Below are 16756 nucleotides of genomic sequence, written 5' to 3'. Positions count from 1 at the left end.
GCCGGGGAGGCCCTACCGGGGTGCTGGGAACCGCGCGAACAGCCCCGCACCTCCGCAACGGATCGCCGGCGAAGCCGACAGCACCCCGGGATACCGCCCTCAGGAGACGGCTCGCGAGTCCGTCCAGACGCCCTCGAACTCCTCGCGGTAGATCTCCAGCAGCCCGGCCTCCTGACCGCCGGGCAGCTGTCCGGCGCCGGCGCGCAGCACCAGGGCCGGGGACTCGATGCCCCGGGAGCGCCGCAGGTAGGGCTGGACCACGCCGAGCCCCTCGGAGCGCCGCCGGCCGCCCGCCGAGGCCACCGAGCGGGGCCCCTCCACCAGGTAGGCGGTGAACCGCGGGGTCTCGTCGAACACCCGGATCTCGAAGCCGCCCTGGTCGCGCAGACGGGCCCGCACCCGGCGCACATGCATGATGTTCATCTCGATCGATCGGGCCAACTCGCCTCGCCCGAGCCCGAGTTCGCGCTCACGTCGGCGCACCGCGCTACTCGCCGGATTAAGGAAGAGCAGCCGTACCCGGCAGCCCTCGGAGGCGAGCCGGACCAGCCGCTTGCCGGTGTAGTTCTGGCAGAGCATGCCGAGCCCGATGCCGATCGCGTCCAGCCGCCGGGCGCCGTCCAGCAGGTCCTCCACCGGCAGGTCGCGCTGGAGCCTGACCCGGTCGGCGTGCACCGCGACCACGTCCGCGTAGCGTCCGGCGATCAGCTGCTCGACCACGTCGGCCGGCACCCCGCCGGCGCCGCCGTCGAGCAGCGCGAGCAGCCGGGCGGCCGCCCGTTCGGTCTGGGCCAGCACGGTCTGCGAGAGGCTGCGGTTGCGCGAGACGACGTGCCGGGCGACCTCCAGCTCGTCCAGCGCCAGCTCGACCTCGCGGCGGTCCAGCACGTACGGCTCGAAGCAGGGCCAGTGCTGCACCATCAGCTCGCGCAGCTGGGGCAGGGTGAGGAAGACCAGCGGGTCGTCGTCGGCCGGGTCGAGCAGATAGCCCTTGCGGCGGCTGACCTCGCGGACGGCGCCGGCCCGGTAGACCCACTCCTCGCCGCTGGGTCCCGCGGCGGCCGTCACCCAGTCCTCGCCGTGGGCGGGAGCGTAGACCGGGCGCAGCACCTCGCCGACCAGGGCGCGCAGCCGCTGCTCGACCAGGTTGAGCCAGACGTACGCGCGTCCGGTCAGCCGGACCCGCTGATGGGCCTGCTCCCACTGGTCGGCGGACCAGGCGAGGACCGGGCCCTCGGGCGACCCCGACTGGGCGGGGATGGCGATCCGGCCGGGCGAGGACGTGTGCATGACCACCGTCGGCGCCTCGCTCCGCCCGGGGCCCTCGGGGCCGCCCCGGCCGTCTGCGGGGACCACCATGCGCTACCTCACCTCTCGGTCCCGATCACCTGGAGTGACGGACCATCCGCTGACACAGTCTCAACCCTGGCGGTCCCGGCGAGGCCTGTTTCCGCATGGGGTCCGGAGCGTGCCGGACGATCAAGGGTACTGCGCGCGCGACGCGCGACGCAGCCCGTTGACCGGACAACGACCCCTTCGGGAACGGACCGTGACGCAGTGCGAGCACGCTGCAACCAGCTCACGGACACCCGTTCGGGCGAACAACGAACGAATGAGCACGGCCCGCGGGCGGCCATTGGAGAGGATGCCCCATGTGCCGTACATCACGGTGCAGCCGGGCCGCGCATGGTGGAGCATTCCGCGGTGCAAGGCCCGTTCGAGCACCAATTGCCGTCATCCAAAGGTGAGTTGAGGCATATGCAGGTCTGGCCAGGGCAGCCGTACCCGCTGGGCGCCACATACGACGGCGCCGGGACCAACTTCGCGGTGTTCTCCGAGAGCGCCGACCGGATCGAGCTCTGCCTGCTCGACGAGGACGGTTCCGAGACGGCCGTCGAGCTGCGCGAGACGGACGCCTTCGTCCGCCACGCCTACCTCCCGGGCGTTCAGCCCGGACAGCGGTACGGCTTCCGCGTGCACGGCCCGCACAACCCGGGCCTGGGCCAGCGGCACAACAGCGCCAAGCTGCTGCTGGACCCGTACGCCAAAGCGATGAGCGGTCACATCGACTGGGACGAGTCCGTCTACGGCTACCACTTCGGCGCCCCCGAGCGCCGCAACGACCTGGACTCGGCCCCGCACACCATGCACTCGGTGGTGATCAATCCGTACTTCGACTGGGGCACCGACCACCCGCCGCGTACCGACTACCACCGCACGGTGCTCTACGAGGCCCACGTGAAGGGCCTCACCAGACTCCATCCGGGCATCCCCGAGGAGATCAGGGGCACCTACGCGGGCCTGGCCCACCCGGCGGTGATCGAGCACCTGGCGAAGCTGGGCATCACCGCGATCGAGCTGCTGCCGGTGCACCAGTTCACCCGGGACCACCGGCTGCGCGACCTGGGCCTGTCCAACTACTGGGGCTACAACACCATCGGCTACTTCGCCCCGCACTCCTCCTACTCCTCCGGCGGCGACCGGGGCCAGCAGGTGCAGGAGTTCAAGTCGATGGTCAAGTCGCTGCACGCGGCCGGGATCGAGATCATCCTGGACGTCGTCTACAACCACACCGCCGAGGGCAACCACCTGGGCCCCACCCTCTCCTTCCGCGGCCTGGACAACGCCTCCTACTACCGCCTGGCCGCCAAGGACCGCCGGTTCTACGAGGACACCACCGGCACCGGCAACAGCCTGCTGATGCGCAGCCCGCACGTACTCCAGATGATCATGGACTCGCTGCGCTACTGGGTCACCGAGATGCACGTCGACGGCTTCCGCTTCGACCTCGCGGCCACCCTGGCCCGGCAGTTCCACGAGGTGGACCGGCTCTCCTCGTTCTTCGAGGTCGTCCAGCAGGACCCGGTGGTCTCCCAGGTCAAGCTGATCGCCGAGCCCTGGGACCTCGGCGAGGGCGGCTACCAGGTCGGCAACTTCCCGCCGCTGTGGACGGAGTGGAACGGCATGTACCGGGACACCGTCCGCGACCTGTGGCGCGGCGAGCCGGCCACGCTGGCCGAATTCGGCTCCCGGCTGACCGGCTCCTCCGACCTCTACCAGGACGACGGCCGCCGGCCGATCGCCTCCATCAACTTCGTCACCTGCCACGACGGTTTCACCCTGCGCGACCTGGTCTCGTACAACGAGAAGCACAACGAGGCCAACCACGAGGAGAACCGGGACGGCGAATCCTTCAACCGCTCCTGGAACTGCGGCGTGGAGGGTGAGACCACCGACCTCGGTGTGCTGGAGCTGCGCGCCCGCCAGCAGCGCAACTTCATCGCCACCCTGATGCTCTCCCAGGGCGTGCCGATGGTGTCCCACGGCGACGAGCTCGGCCGCACCCAGCGCGGCAACAACAACGCCTACTGCCAGGACGACGAACTCACCTGGGTGCACTGGCCGCGGAGCGACGGCCCCGAGACGCGACTGCTGGAGTTCACCCAGGGCATGATCTGGCTCCGCCGCGACCACCCGGTCTTCCGGCGCCGCCGGTTCTTCCACGGGCGCCCGGTCTCCGGCACCCACAACGACCTCACCGACATCGCCTGGTTCACCCCCGGCGGCGAGGAGATGACCAAACAGGACTGGGACACCAGCTACGCCAAGTCACTGACGGTCTTCCTGAACGGCGACGCCATCTCCGAACCGGACCGGCGCGGCGGGAAGATCGTCGACGACTCCTTCCTGCTGCTGTTCAACGCTCACTTCGAACCGCTGGAGTTCACCGTGCCCGCCGACCACGGCGAGGCCTGGCAGGTCGTGGTGGACACCACCCTGCCGGTACTGCCCGCGCCGGGCACCGGCACCAGGGTCAAGGCCGGCGACAACATCTGGCTCACCGACCACTCGCTGTTGGTACTGCAACGCCCGGCCTGACCGGCGTGCCACGCCGGTTGGACCATTCGCACCACGCGGCCATAGCGGCCCCCGAGCCCGGGTAGGCATCCCCCCATGACATCCGCCGCCGCACCCCATCCGACGGCCAGTTACCGGCTGCAGCTCCAGCCCGGGTTCACCCTGCACGACGCCGAGCACGCGGTCGCCTACCTCGCCGCGCTCGGCGTCTCGCATCTGCACCTGTCGCCGCTGCTGGAGGCCGTACCCGGCTCCACCCACGGCTACGACACCGTCGACCACGGCCGGATCAGCGAACAGCTCGGCGGCGAGCGCGCCCTGCGGTCACTGGCCGCCGAGGCACACCGGCACGGTCTGGGCCTGATCGCCGACGTGGTGCCCAACCACATGGCGCTCCCGGTGCCCGAGCAGCTCAACCAGCCGCTCTGGCAGGTACTGCGGGACGGCCCCGACTCGGCGTACGCGCACTGGTTCGACATCGACTGGACGGCCCAGCCGGGGCCGGCCGACGCTCCCGCCCGCGGCCGGCTGCTACTGCCGCTGCTCGGCGACCGACTCGGCGCGGTACTGGAGGAGTTGGAGACCGACGGCGAGGTGCTGCGCTACCACGAGCACACCTTCCCGCTGCGCCCCGGCACCGCCCACCTGCCGCTGCCCGAGCTGCTGCGGCACCAGTGGTACCGGCTGGCCTGGTGGCAACTGGCCAGCGCCGAGCTGAACTACCGGCGGTTCTTCACCGTCAACGAGCTGATCGCGGTGCGGGTCGAGGTGCCCGAGGTCTTCGAGGCCACCCACCGCACCCTGCTGCGGCTGCACGCCGACGGCGTCCTGGACGGCTTCCGGATCGACCACCCCGACGGCCTGGCCGATCCGCGAGGCTACCTGGAGCGGCTGGCCGAGGCCACCGGCGGCGCGTACACCGTGGTGGAGAAGATCCTCACCGGCCGGGAGCAGCTGCCCGCCGACTGGCCGTGCGCGGGCACCACCGGCTACGACGCGCTGCGCCGGATCGACGGCGTACTCACCGACCACGCGGGCGCCGAGCGGCTGGGGGCGGCCTACCGCCGGGACACCGGCGCCGGTACGGCGGCGGCCGCCGCCGCCAGCGGGCGGGCCGAACTCACCGCTCCCGACGGCGAACTGGCCGCCGAACTGGACCGCCTGGTGCGGCTGGTGCAGCGGATCTGCGCCACCGAGCCCGCGCTCGCCGACTACGCGCCGTGGACCGTCCGGGAGACGCTGCGCCACCTGCTGACGGCGTACCCCGGCTACCGGCCCTACGTCCGGCCGGGCGAGAGCGCGCCCGAGGAGTCGGTGGCGCAGGTCGAGGCGGCGCTCGGTGACGGCCCGGCGACGCTCGCGGACCTGCCCGGGGCGGCGGCGACCGCCGCGCTGGTCCGCGATCTGGTGCTCGGCCGGCTGGGGCGCGGGGCTGCGAAGGACGAGTTCTGCACCCGGTTCGCGCAGACCGCCTCGGCGGTGGCGGCCAAGGGCGTGGAGGACACCGCCTTCTACCGCTGGAACGCACTGCTGAGCCTGAACGAGGTCGGCGGCGATCCCGCCCACCCGGGGGTGCGGCCGGACGAGTTCCACGCCTGGTGCCGGGAGTCGGAGCAGCGCCGGCCGCTCTCCATGACGGTGCTGTCCACCCATGACACCAAGCGCAGCGCCGACGCCCGGGCCCGGCTCGCGGTGCTGGCCGAACTGCCCGGCCACTGGGCCGACGAGTGCCTGGCCTGGACCGGCTCGGCCGGCCCCTGCCCGGACCGCAGCACCGCCTGGCTGCTCTGGCAGACCCTGGTGGCCGCCTGGCCGCTCTCTGCCGACCGGCTGGTGTCCGTGCTGCTGAAGTCGGCCCGCGAGGCGAAACTGCACACCTCCTGGACGGCGCCGGACACCCGGTTCGAGCAGGCGCTGGCCGACTACGCACGCGGTGTGCTCGCCGATCCCGGCCTCTGCCCGAGGATCGCCGGCTTCGTCGAGATGATCTCCCCCTACGCGCGCAGCAACACCCTGGCGGCCGCCCTGCTGCACCTGACCATGCCGGGCGTGCCCGACCTGTACCAGGGCAGCGAGGAGCCGCTGTACACCCTGGTGGACCCGGACAACCGGGCCCCGGTGGACCTCTCCGCCGTGGCGGTCCGGCTCACCGACTCCGCTGTCGACCGCCCGGGCGACCTGGCCAGGGAGAAGCTGCACCTGACCACCACCGCCCTGCACCTGCGCCGTGACCATCCGCTCGGGCCGTACCGTCCGCTCGCCGCGCAGGGCCCGGCCGCCGCCCATCTGCTGGCCTTCGCCCGCGGGCCCGAGACGGTCACCGCCGTGACCAGGCTGCCGTACGGGCTGGAACGGCGGGGAGGCTGGCGCGACACGGTGCTGGAGCTGCCCGGGGGCCACTGGAGGGACGAGCTCACCTCGCACCGGATCGCCGGGGGTGCGGTGCCGGTGGCCTCGCTGTTCGAGCGGTATCCGGTCGCGCTGCTGCGCCTTGAGCAGGGTGGTGGCCGGTGACCACGTACCGGGTCTGGGCCCCCGAGGCCACCCTGGTGGAGGTCGAGGTGGACGGCGTCGCGCACCCGATGGTGCCGGACGCGGGGCGGCTCGGCTGGTGGCAGGCCGACGCGCCGAGCGGCGACTACGGCTTCCGGCTGGACGGCGGCCCGCCGCTGCCGGACCCGCGGTCGAGGCGCCAGCCGTACGGGCCCGACGGGTTGAGCCGTCCGGTGGCGCACGAGGACTTCCGCTGGTCGTACACCCCGTGGCACGGGCGGGCGCTGCCCGGCTGCGTGGTGTACGAGTTGCACGTCGGCACCTTCACCTCGGCCGGTACTTTCGACGCGGCGGCCGATCGGCTCGGCCACCTGGTCGAACTCGGCGTGGACTTCGTGGAGTTGATGCCCGTCTGCCCGTTCCCCGGGCGCAGCGGCTGGGGGTACGACGGGGTCGCGCTCTGGGCGGTGCACGAGCCCTACGGCGGCCCGGACGGGCTGAAGCGCTTCGTGGACGCGGCCCACCGCAAGGGCCTCGGCGTCATCCTGGACGTGGTGCACAACCACCTCGGCCCGTCCGGGAACCACCTCTCCGCCTTCGGCCCGTACTTCACCGACCGGCACCACACCCCGTGGGGAGCGGCGGTCAACCTGGACGCACCGGGCTCGGACGAGGTGCGGGACTTCTTGATCGGCAGCGCGCTGGCCTGGCTGCGGGACTACCGGGTGGACGGCCTGCGGCTGGACGCGGTGCACGCCCTGGCGGACGGGCGGGCGCTGCACTTCCTGGAGGAACTCGGCTGTGCGGTGACGGAGTTCGGCGAAGCCACCGGACGGCCGCTGTTCCTGGTCGCCGAGTCCGATCTGAACGACCCCCGGGTGACCGATCCGCGCCAGTCGGGCGGGTTCGGGCTGACCGCGCAGTGGAGCGACGACTTCCATCACGCGCTGCACGTCGTCCTGACCGGCGAGAGCCAGGGCTACTACGCGGACTTCGCGCGCAGGCCGCTGGCCGCCCTGGCCAAGACCCTGACCGGCGGCTACTTCCACGACGGCAGCTGGTCGTCCTTCCGCGGGCGCAGCCACGGCCGGCCGTTCCCGGCGGCCTTCGGGCACCGGCTGCTGGGCTACCTGCAGACCCACGACCAGGTCGGCAACCGGGCCGCCGGCGACCGGATCTCCGCCGCCCTCTCCCCGGGGCGGCTGGCCGCGGGTGCGGCACTGGTGCTCACCTCGCCGTTCACGCCGATGCTCTTCATGGGCGAGGAGTGGGGCGCCACCACACCCTGGCAGTACTTCACCGACCACACCGACCCGACCCTCGCCGAGGCCGTGCGGGAGGGCCGACGGCGGGAGTTCACCGAGTTCGGCTGGACTCCGGACCAGGTGCCCGACCCGCAGGCGCCGGCCACGGTGCTCGCCTCCGTCCTGGACTGGACCGAACCGCACCGGGAGCCGCACCTCGGGCTGCTGGACTGGTACCGGCGGCTGATCAGACTCCGGCGGGCCCGTCCCGAGCTGGCCGACCCCGACCTCTCGGCCGTGCGGGTGGCCTACGACGAGCAGGAGGGCTGGCTGGTGGTGCACCGCGGACCGTACCGGGTGGTGGTCAACCTCGGCGGCGGAACTCCGCGCGAGGTGGTGCTGGACCGGCCCTACGCGGGGACGCTCGCGCTGTTCGGTGACTGCTGGCCGGGCAGCGGGGAGAACTCGCTCTTCCTCGCCCCGGATTCGGTCGCGGTGGTCGAGGTCGGCTGACTCCCGCCGGGCGCGGGACCCCGGCCCGCCCGGGGCCGGTCTCACCACAGGTGGGCGGTGATGCGGTCGCGCAGGCCGGCCGCGTCCAGGCCGTAGGCGGCGAGGTGCTCCGGGATGGAGCCGTAGTGGCGGTGTTCCTCGCGGGGGACGCCGAGGCCCAGCACCCGGTGCGGGCGGTCGGCCAGCGCGTCATGGGCCTCGTTGGCGGAGGTGCCCGCCAGGTAGGGCTCGACCAGGACCACGTCCGGCCGGTCGCCGACGGCGGTGCGCAGCCCGGCCGCGTCGAAGGGGCGGACGGTTGCGGCGTAGAGCACGGTGACGTCCAGCCCCTCGGTGGCGTCCAGCACCGCGTCCAGCATCGGACCGACAGCCAGCACCACCCCGCGCCTCCCCTCCCGCACCTGCAGGAACCGGCCCGGCGTGATCGGCCGGGCGTCCGCGTTGCGGTGGGCGGAGAGCCGGACGTACACCTTGCGGTCGCCGTCCGCCGCCGCGTGCCGCAGCAGGGTCTCGGCCTCGTCCGGGTGGCCGGGCACATGGACGGTCCAGCCGGGCAGGGTGTCCAGCAGCGCGACGTCGCCCGGCGCCATGTGGGTACGGCCACCGGCCGGCCAGTCGTACGAGCCCGCCGCGCTGACCAGCACCGCGCCGACACCCTGGTGCTCGAGGTCCAGCTTGACCTGCTCGAAGGGTCGCTCCACCAGGAAGCTGGCGAAGGTGTGGGCGATCGGCCGCATCCCGGTCAGCGCCATCCCTCCGGCGGCGCCGATCAGCAGCTGCTCCCGGATGCCGACGTTCACCACCCGGTCGGGGTGGCGGCGCGCGGCCTCGGCGAACGGGTCAGCGCTGATGTCGGCGAGCAGCAGCGCGACCCTGGGATCGCGGTCCAGCAGGTCGGTGGTGACGTCGAAGAAGCGCTCGCGCATGGTTTCCATCGGTGGTCTCTTTCGGCTCGGAAGGGCGGGACGCGGGAAGGGACGGGACGCGGGGGGCTCAGGAGTTCTTGGGCTCGACCCGGGCGACGACGGCATGCGGCCGGCCCGGATGCGGCGCGGTGTACGCCTCGTACAGGGCGTGGTGGTCGCGCCCGTCCACGGTGACCGCGGACCAGCCCTCGGCCTGGAAGCGGGAGGCGATCCCGCCGCGCCAGCCGTGCGTGGCCGAGGAGTTGTCGATGGCGACCACGTGCAACCGGTCCAGCCCGGCCGCGCCCGCGAAGGCGACCGCCTCGTGGTTGCTGCCCTCGTCGAACTCGGCGTCCCCGATCAGCACCCACACCGCCGGGTCGAGCAGCCCCTGGGCGCGCAGGCCCAGCGCGGTGCCGACCGCCAGCGGCAGCCCGTGGCCGAGCGAACCGGAGGAGATCTCCGCGCCCGGGACCAGCAGCCGGTCCGGGTGGTGGCCGAGCGGCGAGTCGTAGGTGCCGAAGCTGGCGAGGACCTCCGGGTCCAGGAAGCCCTTCGCGGCCAGCACCGCGTAGTAGGCCATCGGGCCGTGGCCCTTGGAGAGCAGGAAGCGGTCCCGGTCGGGGCTCTCCACGCTCGAAGGGGAGACGTCGAGCACCCGGTCGTAGAGCACCCACAGGGCGTCGAGGGTGGAGGTGGCGGCCGGCCCGTGCTTCTCGTCACCGGTCATCCGGGCCATCAGGCCGGGCAGGTCGGCGAAGCCGTACGGGCGGGCGGAGCGCTGCGGAGTGAGGTCTGCGGTGGTCATGGGTAGAGCGTGCAAGTTGAAGTCGACTTCAAGTCAAGCACGCTATCCTCCGCCCATGGCACTCTCCAGGCACGACCTCCTGACCATCGGCCAGCTCGCCGAACGCAGCGGGCTGGCCACCTCGGCGCTGCGCTACTACGAGAGGCTCGGACTGATCCACGCCGAGCGCACCGCCGGCAACCAGCGCCGCTACGCCCGCTCCACGCTGCGCCGGGTCGCCTTCGTACGGGCCGCCCAGCGGGTCGGCCTCTCCTTGGAGGAGGCCCGCACCGCACTCGACCGACTCCCTCAGGACCGGGCGCCCAGCACCGCCGAGTGGAGCGGGGTGGCGCAGTCCTGGCAGTCCCGGATCGACCAGCAGATCGCCGAACTGGAGCAGCTGAAGGTCAAGTTGACCGGCTGCATCGGCTGCGGCTGCCTCTCGCTCTCCCGCTGCTCGCTGTACAACGCCGAGGACCGCGCCGCCGCGACCGGCACCGGAGCGCGCTATCTGCTCACCCGGGACCCGTCCAGCGGACCGGAACCGCACCCGCCGGCCGGATCGTCCATCTATGCTGCGTGCCAAGACACGTAGCAGTCACGGGGAAGCCTGCGGGGGAACGAGGTTCATCATGACCGACCATCAGAACATCTCACTGGACTGGATGTCGCCCGACGGCGCGGAGCTGCGCCCGCCCGCCGACCTTCGTCCCGAGATACCCCACCCCGCCCGGATGTACGACTACTTTCTGGGCGGCAAGGACAACTTCCCCGCCGATCGGGAGGCCGCCGAGCGGGTCATCGCACTCGGGCCGATGGTGCGGCTCGGCGCCCGCGCCAACCGCGACTTCCTGCAGCGGGCCGTGCGGCACCTCGCCGGGCTGGGCGTGACGCAGTTCCTGGACATCGGCACCGGCATCCCCACCGCCGGCAACACCCACGAGATCGCCCAGCAGGTGCACCCCGACGCCAAGGTCGCCTACGTGGACAACGACCCGATCGTGCTGGTGCACAGCCGCGCACTGCTCGCCGGCAGCCACGGCACCACCACCGTCGTCCAGGCCGACCTGCGCGATCCTGCCACCGTCCTGGCCGTCCCCGAGGTACGCGAGCTGATCGACTTCGGGCAGCCGGTCGCCCTGCTGCTCTTCGCGATCCTGCACTTCATCGACGAGTCCGACGACCCGTACGGGATCGTCAGGCAGCTGGTCGACGCCCTGCCCTCCGGCAGCTATCTCGCGCTCTCGCACGGCACTTCGGACTTCGCGTCGCCCGCCGAGCACGAGAAGGGCACGGCCGTCTACCGCACCGCCACCGCCCAGCTGACCCCCCGCAGCCGGGAACAGGTGCTGCGCTTCTTCGAGGGCCTGGAGCTGCTGGAGCCCGGTCTGGTCACCGCCCCGCTCTGGCGCCCCGACCAGGAGGCCCGGAGCACCGACGCCACCACCGGGCTCTGGGTCGGGGTCGCTCGCAAGCCGTAGGGTCGCGGACGGACCGCGGGGTGCCGGTTCCGGGTCCGCGCCGTCCACCGGCTCCTCGGCGCGCGTGCGCCGTGATGGCAGCATGGCGGGACGGCGCACATCGGACTCACCGCCCTGCTCGTCCGCGACTACGACGAGGCCATCGCCTTCTACGTGGACGCGCTCGGATTCGAACTGCGCGAGGACAGCCCGCGCGAGGACGGCGGGCGGTGGGTGGTGGTCGCGCCGCGCGGGTCCCGGGAGACCGCCCTGCTGCTCGCCCGTCCCCACCGGCCCGAGCAGCGGGCCCGGATCGGCGACCAGACCGGCGGGCGGGTCGGCCTCTTCCTGCACACCGAGGACTTCGAGGCCGACCACCGCCGGATGACCGCCGCCGGGGTCACCTTCCTCGAAGCCCCCCGTCACGAGCCCTACGGCACGGTCGCCGTCTTCGAGGACCTGTACGGCAACCGCTGGGATCTCCTCCAGCCCGAGTAGGGGCCGCACCCCGGGGCGGTTCGGTCAACCGCTAGAGGCGCGCCCGCAGTTGCTCCCAGACCCCCCGGACCCGGGGGGTCAGGTCGGCCAGTGTCCCGCTGTTGTCGATCACCAGGTCCGCGACCGCGAGCCGCTGCTGGCGGGAGGCCTGGGCCGCCATCCGGGCCTTGGCCTCCGCCTCGGTCATGCCGCGCAGGCGCACCAGCCGGTCCAGCCGTACCTCGTCTTCGGCGTCGATCACGACCACCAGGTCGTACAGCGGCGCCAGCCCGTTCTCGGCGAGCAACGGCACGTCGTGCACCACGATGTCCTCGGGCCCCGCCGCGTCCTCGAGTTCGGCGGAGCGTGCCCGGACGAGCGGGTGGACGATCGCATTGAGCGCTGCCAGTCGCGCCGGGTCGGCGAAGACGACCGCGCCGAGCGCGGGGCGGTCGAGCGACCCGTCCTCCCGGAGGATCCCGGGGCCGAACTCGGCCACCACGGCCGCCAAACCGTCGGTGCCCGGTGCCACCACCTCACGGGCGATCAGGTCGGAGTCCACGATCACCGCACCCAGTGCGGCGAACTGCCGTGACACCTCGCTCTTGCCCGCGCCGATCCCACCCGTCAGTCCGATCCTCAGCATGCCGCCAGGCTACCGCCGCCCGTCGGCCGCCCCGACGGCGGATGAGCACCGGAACGGCGGATGAACATCACGCACCCGTTCGGCGAACTGTGCGAGTCGCGGCGCCGGAAACTCCGGGAAAGGTGCGACCTGGCCGCAACCGGCAGCCGTTCGCCCCGGCTAGGGTGCCGGAGAGACCCCTGCCCAGCCGCTCGTCCCCTTGGAGTTCCCGTGTCCAGCCTGTGGCCCGCCGGCCCCCGTCGCGTCCTGGTCGTCGGTGTCGACGGCGTCCGCCTCGACCTGCTGCCCGAGCTGCACACCCCGCACCTGGACTCGGTCGCCACCGCCGGCTTCCTCGCCCCCGTCGAGGTGGACGACGTGACCCCGACCATGTCGGGCCCGTGCTGGGCGACCATCGCCACCGGCGTCGGCGTGGCCAAGCACGGTGTGCTCGGCAACCACCTGGGCGGCAACCGGCTGGACGTCTTCCCGGACTTCACCACCCGGCTGGCCGCCGTGCACCGCCGCCGGACCTTCGCCGTGGGCGGCTGGGAGCCACTCTTCCTGGCCCGCAGCGGCGGCCCGCTGTTCGCCGCGCCGAGCCGGCTGTCCTACATAGCGCCGCTGGAGGACACCCCCGAGGCGTGGGAGGTCTGCGACGAGCGGGTCACCGCGGAGGCGGTGCACGTGCTGACCGGCGAGGACCGGCCGCAAGCGTCCTTCGTCTACCTCGGCGCGGTGGACGAGACCGCGCACTTCCTCGGCTGCGGCGAGGAGTACCGCCGCTCGATCGAGACCGCCGACGCCCGGCTCGGCCGGCTGCTGACGGCGGTCGAGGGCCGCTCCGACGAGGACTGGACGGTCATCGTGGTGACCGACCACGGGCACGTCGACCAGGGCGGCCACGGCGGCCGGAGCGATCTGGAGCGCACTGCCTGGATCGCCGCCCAGGGCCCCGGCATCGTCCCGGGCGCACCTCTCGGGCCGCTGCACCACACCGATGTCGCCGCGCACGTCTACGCCGCCCTGGAGATCGTCCCCGACCCGCACTGGACCCTGGACGGCCGCCCGTTCACCCAGGCCGGCACGCCGGTTGTGGTCAGCTGACACCCAGTCTTTACTCATCTGACCAGTCGTCACAATCCTGTGACGAAGGTGTGTCGAAATTCAGGTACTGGCTTTACCGGGGCCGACGTATGGTCGGCCCATGCCACGCAGAACGCCGAACGGTCTCCGCAAGAACATACGACTCAGCGCCAGCTTCATAGGCGCCTGCGTGGTGGGGGGCGTACTGGCCGCCGGGCTCGTGCTGCCGGCGGTCGGCGCGGCCGGGCTCGGTGCGCAGGCGGCGGTGCAGGACTTCGACAGCCTGCCGGACGACTTCAAGACTCCGCCGCTCTCCCAGGCGTCCACCATCTACGACGCCGACGGCGGTGTGATCGCCACCGTCTACGACCGGGACCGCACGGTCGTACCGAGCAAGCAGATGTCCCCGCTGGTGAAGACCGCACTGGTGGACATCGAGGACAACCGCTTCTACCAGCACGGCGCGATCGACCTGAAGGGCGTCCTGCGCGCCCTCAACACCAACGCCAACGCCGGCGGCACCGCGCAGGGCGGCTCGACCCTCACCCAGCAGTACGTGAAGAACGTCTTCGTCGAGGAGGCCGGCGACGACCAGGCGAAGGTGCTGGAGGCCCAGCGGGCCACCCTCGACCGGAAGATCAAGGAACTCAAGTACGCGATCAAGGTCGAGGAGACCCTCACCAAGGACCAGATCCTCACCAACTACCTGAACATCACCTTCTTCGGCGAGAGGGCCTACGGCATCGAGGCGGCCTCCGAGCGGTACTTCAGCGCCCACGCCAACGAGCTGAGCCTGCCGCAGGCAGCACTGCTGGCGGGCCTGGTCCAGTCGCCCTCCGGCTACGACCCGATCGCCCACCCGACCCAGGCCAAGCAGCGCCGCGACACCGTGCTGCGCAAGATGGCCGAGTTCGGGCACATCACCCAGCAGCAGGCCCAGGACGCCATCGGCACCGACCTCAATCTGAACGTCATCCACCCTCACCAGGGCTGCATAACCGCCCAGTTGGGCGAGGGCTTCTTCTGCGACTACGTGCACCGCACGGTGCTCTCCAACCCGGCGTTCGGGCGGACGGCCGACGAGCGCCAGGCCCTGTGGGCCCGCGGCGGCCTGCAGATCCACACCACGCTGGTCCCCAAGGACCAGAAGGCGGTCCAGGACGCGGTCACCAGCAACGCGGACGCCTCCGACAAGCCGGCCGCGGTGATGACCCTGGTGCAGCCGGGCACCGGCAAGATCCTCGGCATGGCGCAGAGCCGCCCCTACGGGGTGGACGACAACCAGACCCAGATCAACCTGAACGTGCCCAAGAACATGGGCGGCGGCCTGGGCTACCCGACCGGCTCCACCTTCAAGCCGATCGTCGCGGCGGCCGCGCTGGAGGCCGGCTACGGCATGAGCACCTCCTACAACACGCCCTACAGCATCCCGTGGCCCACGATGACGGACTGCTCGGGCAGGGTCTACAAGAACACCGGCGACGTGCACAACGACGCCACCACGCTGGCCGGGAACTTCTCCATGCCGGATGCGATGGCCCAGTCGGTCAACACCTACTTCGCCAACCTGGAGCACGACGCCGGGCTGTGCAACGTCGCCGAGATGGCCAACAAGCTCGGCATCACCCAGCAGGCCGGCGGTGAGAAGCTCGCCGTCGTCCCGTCGATGGTGCTCGGCAGCAACGACCTGACCCCGCTGGAGATGGCCGAGGTCTACGCCGCCTTCGCCGCGCACGGCACCTACTGCGCGCCGAGCGCGATCACCTCGGTCACCGCGCCCGGCGGCAAGAACCTGAGCGTGCCGCAGACCAGTTGCACCCAGGCGATGTCCCCGGACACCGCGGACAGCATCACCAGCATGCTCAAGGGTGTCGTCCAGGACGGCACCGGCAAGACGGTCGGCCTCAACGACCGGGACAACGCGGGCAAGACCGGTACCACCAACGACAGCAAGCAGGTGTGGTTCGTCGGTTACACCCCCGAGCTGGCCGGGGCCACCGTGGTCGGTGACACCCTCAACCCGCGCCCGCTGGAGGGCCAGCGGATGCACGGCGAGCGGCTGACCAACGTCTTCGGTGGCACGGTCGCGGGCCCGATCTGGAACGCGGCCATGGAAGACGCCCTCGCGAACGTCCCGCCGAGCAGCTTCAACTCGGTCCAGCTGCCCGGCACCGGTGCGGGCTCCGACCCCGGTTCCGACCCCGGCACCGACCCCGGCACCGGCCCTGGCACCGATCCTGGCTCGCCGACCGACACGGGTGACGCAGGTGACGCAGGTGGCGCGGGCGGTGCGGGCGCTCCGGGCAACCCCAACCGGCCCGCGCAGCCGCAGGGCCAGGGGCAGCAGTGACCGCTGACGGGCACACATGTGCCACGCTGTGCCGCGACTTCATGAGCAAAAGGTGGGAATAGCTTGAGCAGCGAGATCTACTTCAGTAACAACTACCACGACCTGTGCGAACAGCACGGCACGGGAGCGGGTTTCCAGTTCGAGTTCTCGTGCCAGCGCTGCCACGACAATTGGCGTTCCCCGTTCGAGCCGTTCCGGACCGGGCAGGTGGCCGGCTGGGTCAACAAGGGCATCAACGTCGTCTACGGGCTGATCGGCGGCAACGCCACCAACGGGATCAGCAACGCCGCCGACGGGCTGGCCGGCGCCAGTTGGGGCAACGCCCGGGACAGCGCCTTCGAGCGCGCGATAGGCAACGCCCAGCAGCACTTCAACCGCTGCGCGCGGTGCACCGACTACGTCTGCGGCCGGTGCTGGAACCCGGAGCAGGGGCTCTGCCAGAACTGCGCCCCCGACACCGCCGCCGAGGCGGTCGCCGCCCAGCGGCGCGGGCTCAACGACATGGTCTCCCAGCGGGCCTACGAGCAGGGGCAGCAGGCCGGCCAGTCCTTCGACGTGGAGACGCCGCGCCAGCTGGTCTGCCCGCAGTGCCGGACCGAGACCCACGGGACCCCGTTCTGCCCCGGCTGCGGCCACCGGCTGGCCGTCCAGAACGACTGCGGAGCCTGCAACAAGCCGGTGCCGGACGGCGCCGCCTTCTGCCCGAGCTGCGGGGCTCGGCGCTGACGCTCGGCCTCACTCCGCCTTGACACGGAACTGCTCTGCACCGGGCCCGGCCCGGTGCAGAGCAGTTCCCGTTGGGCCCCGGTCGCATACCGCGCTGGTCCCGGCCGGAACGGCTCGGGAGCAGAACTAGTCGCGGTCGGAGCGGCTCGCAGCCGGAGTCAGCCGGGGCCGGAACGGCTCGCGCTCGGAGCAGGTCGCAGTCGGAGCAGCTCGTAGCCCGAACAGCCCGTTC

13 protein-coding genes are annotated in these 16756 nt (G+C 72.0%); 9 read left to right on the top strand and 4 right to left on the bottom strand.

Annotation, left to right across the window (positions count from 1 at the left end; translation table 11 throughout):
- Positions 1-99: 99 nt before the first annotated feature.
- Positions 100-1359, bottom strand: coding sequence for an SAV2148 family HEPN domain-containing protein (locus ACZ5ON_RS01745; RefSeq protein ID WP_465583540.1), 1260 nt, complete (start codon positions 1357-1359; stop codon positions 100-102).
- 399 nt (positions 1360-1758) lie between these two features.
- Here ACZ5ON_RS01745 and glgX point away from each other — a divergent pair, with 399 nt between their 5' ends.
- From glgX to treZ, 3 genes are all read left to right on the top strand, one after another.
- Positions 1759-3879: a glycogen debranching protein GlgX gene (glgX, locus tag ACZ5ON_RS01740; RefSeq protein ID WP_465583537.1), complete on the top strand. Its 2121-nt coding sequence runs from the start codon at positions 1759-1761 to the stop codon at positions 3877-3879.
- Between the two features lie 75 nt (positions 3880-3954).
- On the top strand, positions 3955-6372 hold the full coding sequence (gene treY / locus ACZ5ON_RS01735; RefSeq protein ID WP_465583533.1) for a malto-oligosyltrehalose synthase: 2418 nt from the start codon (positions 3955-3957) through the stop codon (positions 6370-6372).
- A complete protein-coding gene (treZ, locus tag ACZ5ON_RS01730) occupies positions 6369-8108 on the top strand; it encodes a malto-oligosyltrehalose trehalohydrolase (protein WP_465583527.1) in 1740 nt (579 codons plus the stop codon). The genes treY and treZ overlap by 4 nt, the downstream gene beginning before the upstream one ends.
- 41 nt (positions 8109-8149) lie before the next feature.
- On the opposite strand, the gene ACZ5ON_RS01725 is transcribed toward treZ, so the two are convergent.
- Both ACZ5ON_RS01725 and ACZ5ON_RS01720 read right to left on the bottom strand, forming a co-directional pair.
- Entirely contained in the window at positions 8150-9043 is an 894-nt protein-coding gene (locus ACZ5ON_RS01725; RefSeq protein ID WP_465583522.1) for a transketolase family protein, read from the bottom strand.
- 58 nt (positions 9044-9101) lie between these two features.
- The gene (locus ACZ5ON_RS01720; RefSeq protein ID WP_465583517.1) at positions 9102-9821 is read right to left on the bottom strand and encodes a transketolase; all 720 of its coding nucleotides are present in this window, start codon (positions 9819-9821) and stop codon (positions 9102-9104) included.
- Positions 9822-9876: 55 nt separating this feature from the next.
- Here ACZ5ON_RS01720 and soxR point away from each other — a divergent pair, with 55 nt between their 5' ends.
- The 3 genes from soxR (at position 9877) to ACZ5ON_RS01705 (ending at position 11758) form a co-directional block, all read left to right on the top strand.
- A complete protein-coding gene (soxR, locus tag ACZ5ON_RS01715) occupies positions 9877-10395 on the top strand; it encodes a redox-sensitive transcriptional activator SoxR (protein WP_465583514.1) in 519 nt (172 codons plus the stop codon).
- Between the two features lie 37 nt (positions 10396-10432).
- A complete protein-coding gene (locus ACZ5ON_RS01710) occupies positions 10433-11281 on the top strand; it encodes an SAM-dependent methyltransferase (protein WP_465583511.1) in 849 nt (282 codons plus the stop codon).
- A 99-nt stretch (positions 11282-11380) separates the two neighbouring features.
- Positions 11381-11758: a VOC family protein gene (locus ACZ5ON_RS01705; protein ID WP_465583970.1), complete on the top strand. Its 378-nt coding sequence runs from the start codon at positions 11381-11383 to the stop codon at positions 11756-11758.
- A gap of 31 nt (positions 11759-11789) precedes the next feature.
- Here the strand turns inward: ACZ5ON_RS01705 and coaE are convergent, their stop codons facing one another.
- Positions 11790-12383 carry a dephospho-CoA kinase gene (coaE, locus tag ACZ5ON_RS01700; RefSeq protein ID WP_465583508.1) on the bottom strand — a complete coding sequence of 198 codons (594 nt, stop codon included), beginning with the start codon at positions 12381-12383 and terminating at the stop codon, positions 11790-11792.
- A 210-nt stretch (positions 12384-12593) separates the two neighbouring features.
- Here coaE and ACZ5ON_RS01695 point away from each other — a divergent pair, with 210 nt between their 5' ends.
- The 3 genes from ACZ5ON_RS01695 (at position 12594) to ACZ5ON_RS01685 (ending at position 16524) form a co-directional block, all read left to right on the top strand.
- The gene (locus ACZ5ON_RS01695; protein WP_465583505.1) at positions 12594-13469 is read left to right on the top strand and encodes an alkaline phosphatase family protein; all 876 of its coding nucleotides are present in this window, start codon (positions 12594-12596) and stop codon (positions 13467-13469) included.
- Positions 13470-13569: 100 nt separating this feature from the next.
- Positions 13570-15798, top strand: a complete 2229-nt coding sequence (locus tag ACZ5ON_RS01690; RefSeq protein ID WP_465583502.1) for a transglycosylase domain-containing protein — start codon at positions 13570-13572, stop codon at positions 15796-15798.
- Between the two features lie 501 nt (positions 15799-16299).
- Entirely contained in the window at positions 16300-16524 is a 225-nt protein-coding gene (locus tag ACZ5ON_RS01685) for a double zinc ribbon domain-containing protein (protein ID WP_465583967.1), read from the top strand.
- Positions 16525-16756: the final 232 nt, after the last annotated feature.

The organism is Kitasatospora sp. NPDC032150, from assembly GCF_055579945.1.
Note: the sequence above shows the minus strand (reverse complement) of the source record. Positions and strands in the feature narration are given on the sequence as shown.

What these genes read in the sequence shown, in the direction of transcription:
- ACZ5ON_RS01720 (WP_465583517.1), bottom strand. Translation starts at nt 9,821, where the DNA reads ATGACCACCGCAGACCTCACTCCGCAGCGCTCCGCCCGCCCGTACGGC.
- ACZ5ON_RS01745 (WP_465583540.1), bottom strand. Translation starts at nt 1,359, where the DNA reads ATGGTGGTCCCCGCAGACGGCCGGGGCGGCCCCGAGGGCCCCGGGCGG.
- soxR (WP_465583514.1), top strand. Translation starts at nt 9,877, where the DNA reads ATGGCACTCTCCAGGCACGACCTCCTGACCATCGGCCAGCTCGCCGAA.
- ACZ5ON_RS01685 (WP_465583967.1), top strand. Translation starts at nt 16,300, where the DNA reads ATGGTCTCCCAGCGGGCCTACGAGCAGGGGCAGCAGGCCGGCCAGTCC.
- treY (WP_465583533.1), top strand. Translation starts at nt 3,955, where the DNA reads ATGACATCCGCCGCCGCACCCCATCCGACGGCCAGTTACCGGCTGCAG.
- ACZ5ON_RS01690 (WP_465583502.1), top strand. Translation starts at nt 13,570, where the DNA reads ATGCCACGCAGAACGCCGAACGGTCTCCGCAAGAACATACGACTCAGC.
- ACZ5ON_RS01725 (WP_465583522.1), bottom strand. Translation starts at nt 9,043, where the DNA reads ATGGAAACCATGCGCGAGCGCTTCTTCGACGTCACCACCGACCTGCTG.
- ACZ5ON_RS01710 (WP_465583511.1), top strand. Translation starts at nt 10,433, where the DNA reads ATGACCGACCATCAGAACATCTCACTGGACTGGATGTCGCCCGACGGC.
- coaE (WP_465583508.1), bottom strand. Translation starts at nt 12,383, where the DNA reads ATGCTGAGGATCGGACTGACGGGTGGGATCGGCGCGGGCAAGAGCGAG.
- glgX (WP_465583537.1), top strand. Translation starts at nt 1,759, where the DNA reads ATGCAGGTCTGGCCAGGGCAGCCGTACCCGCTGGGCGCCACATACGAC.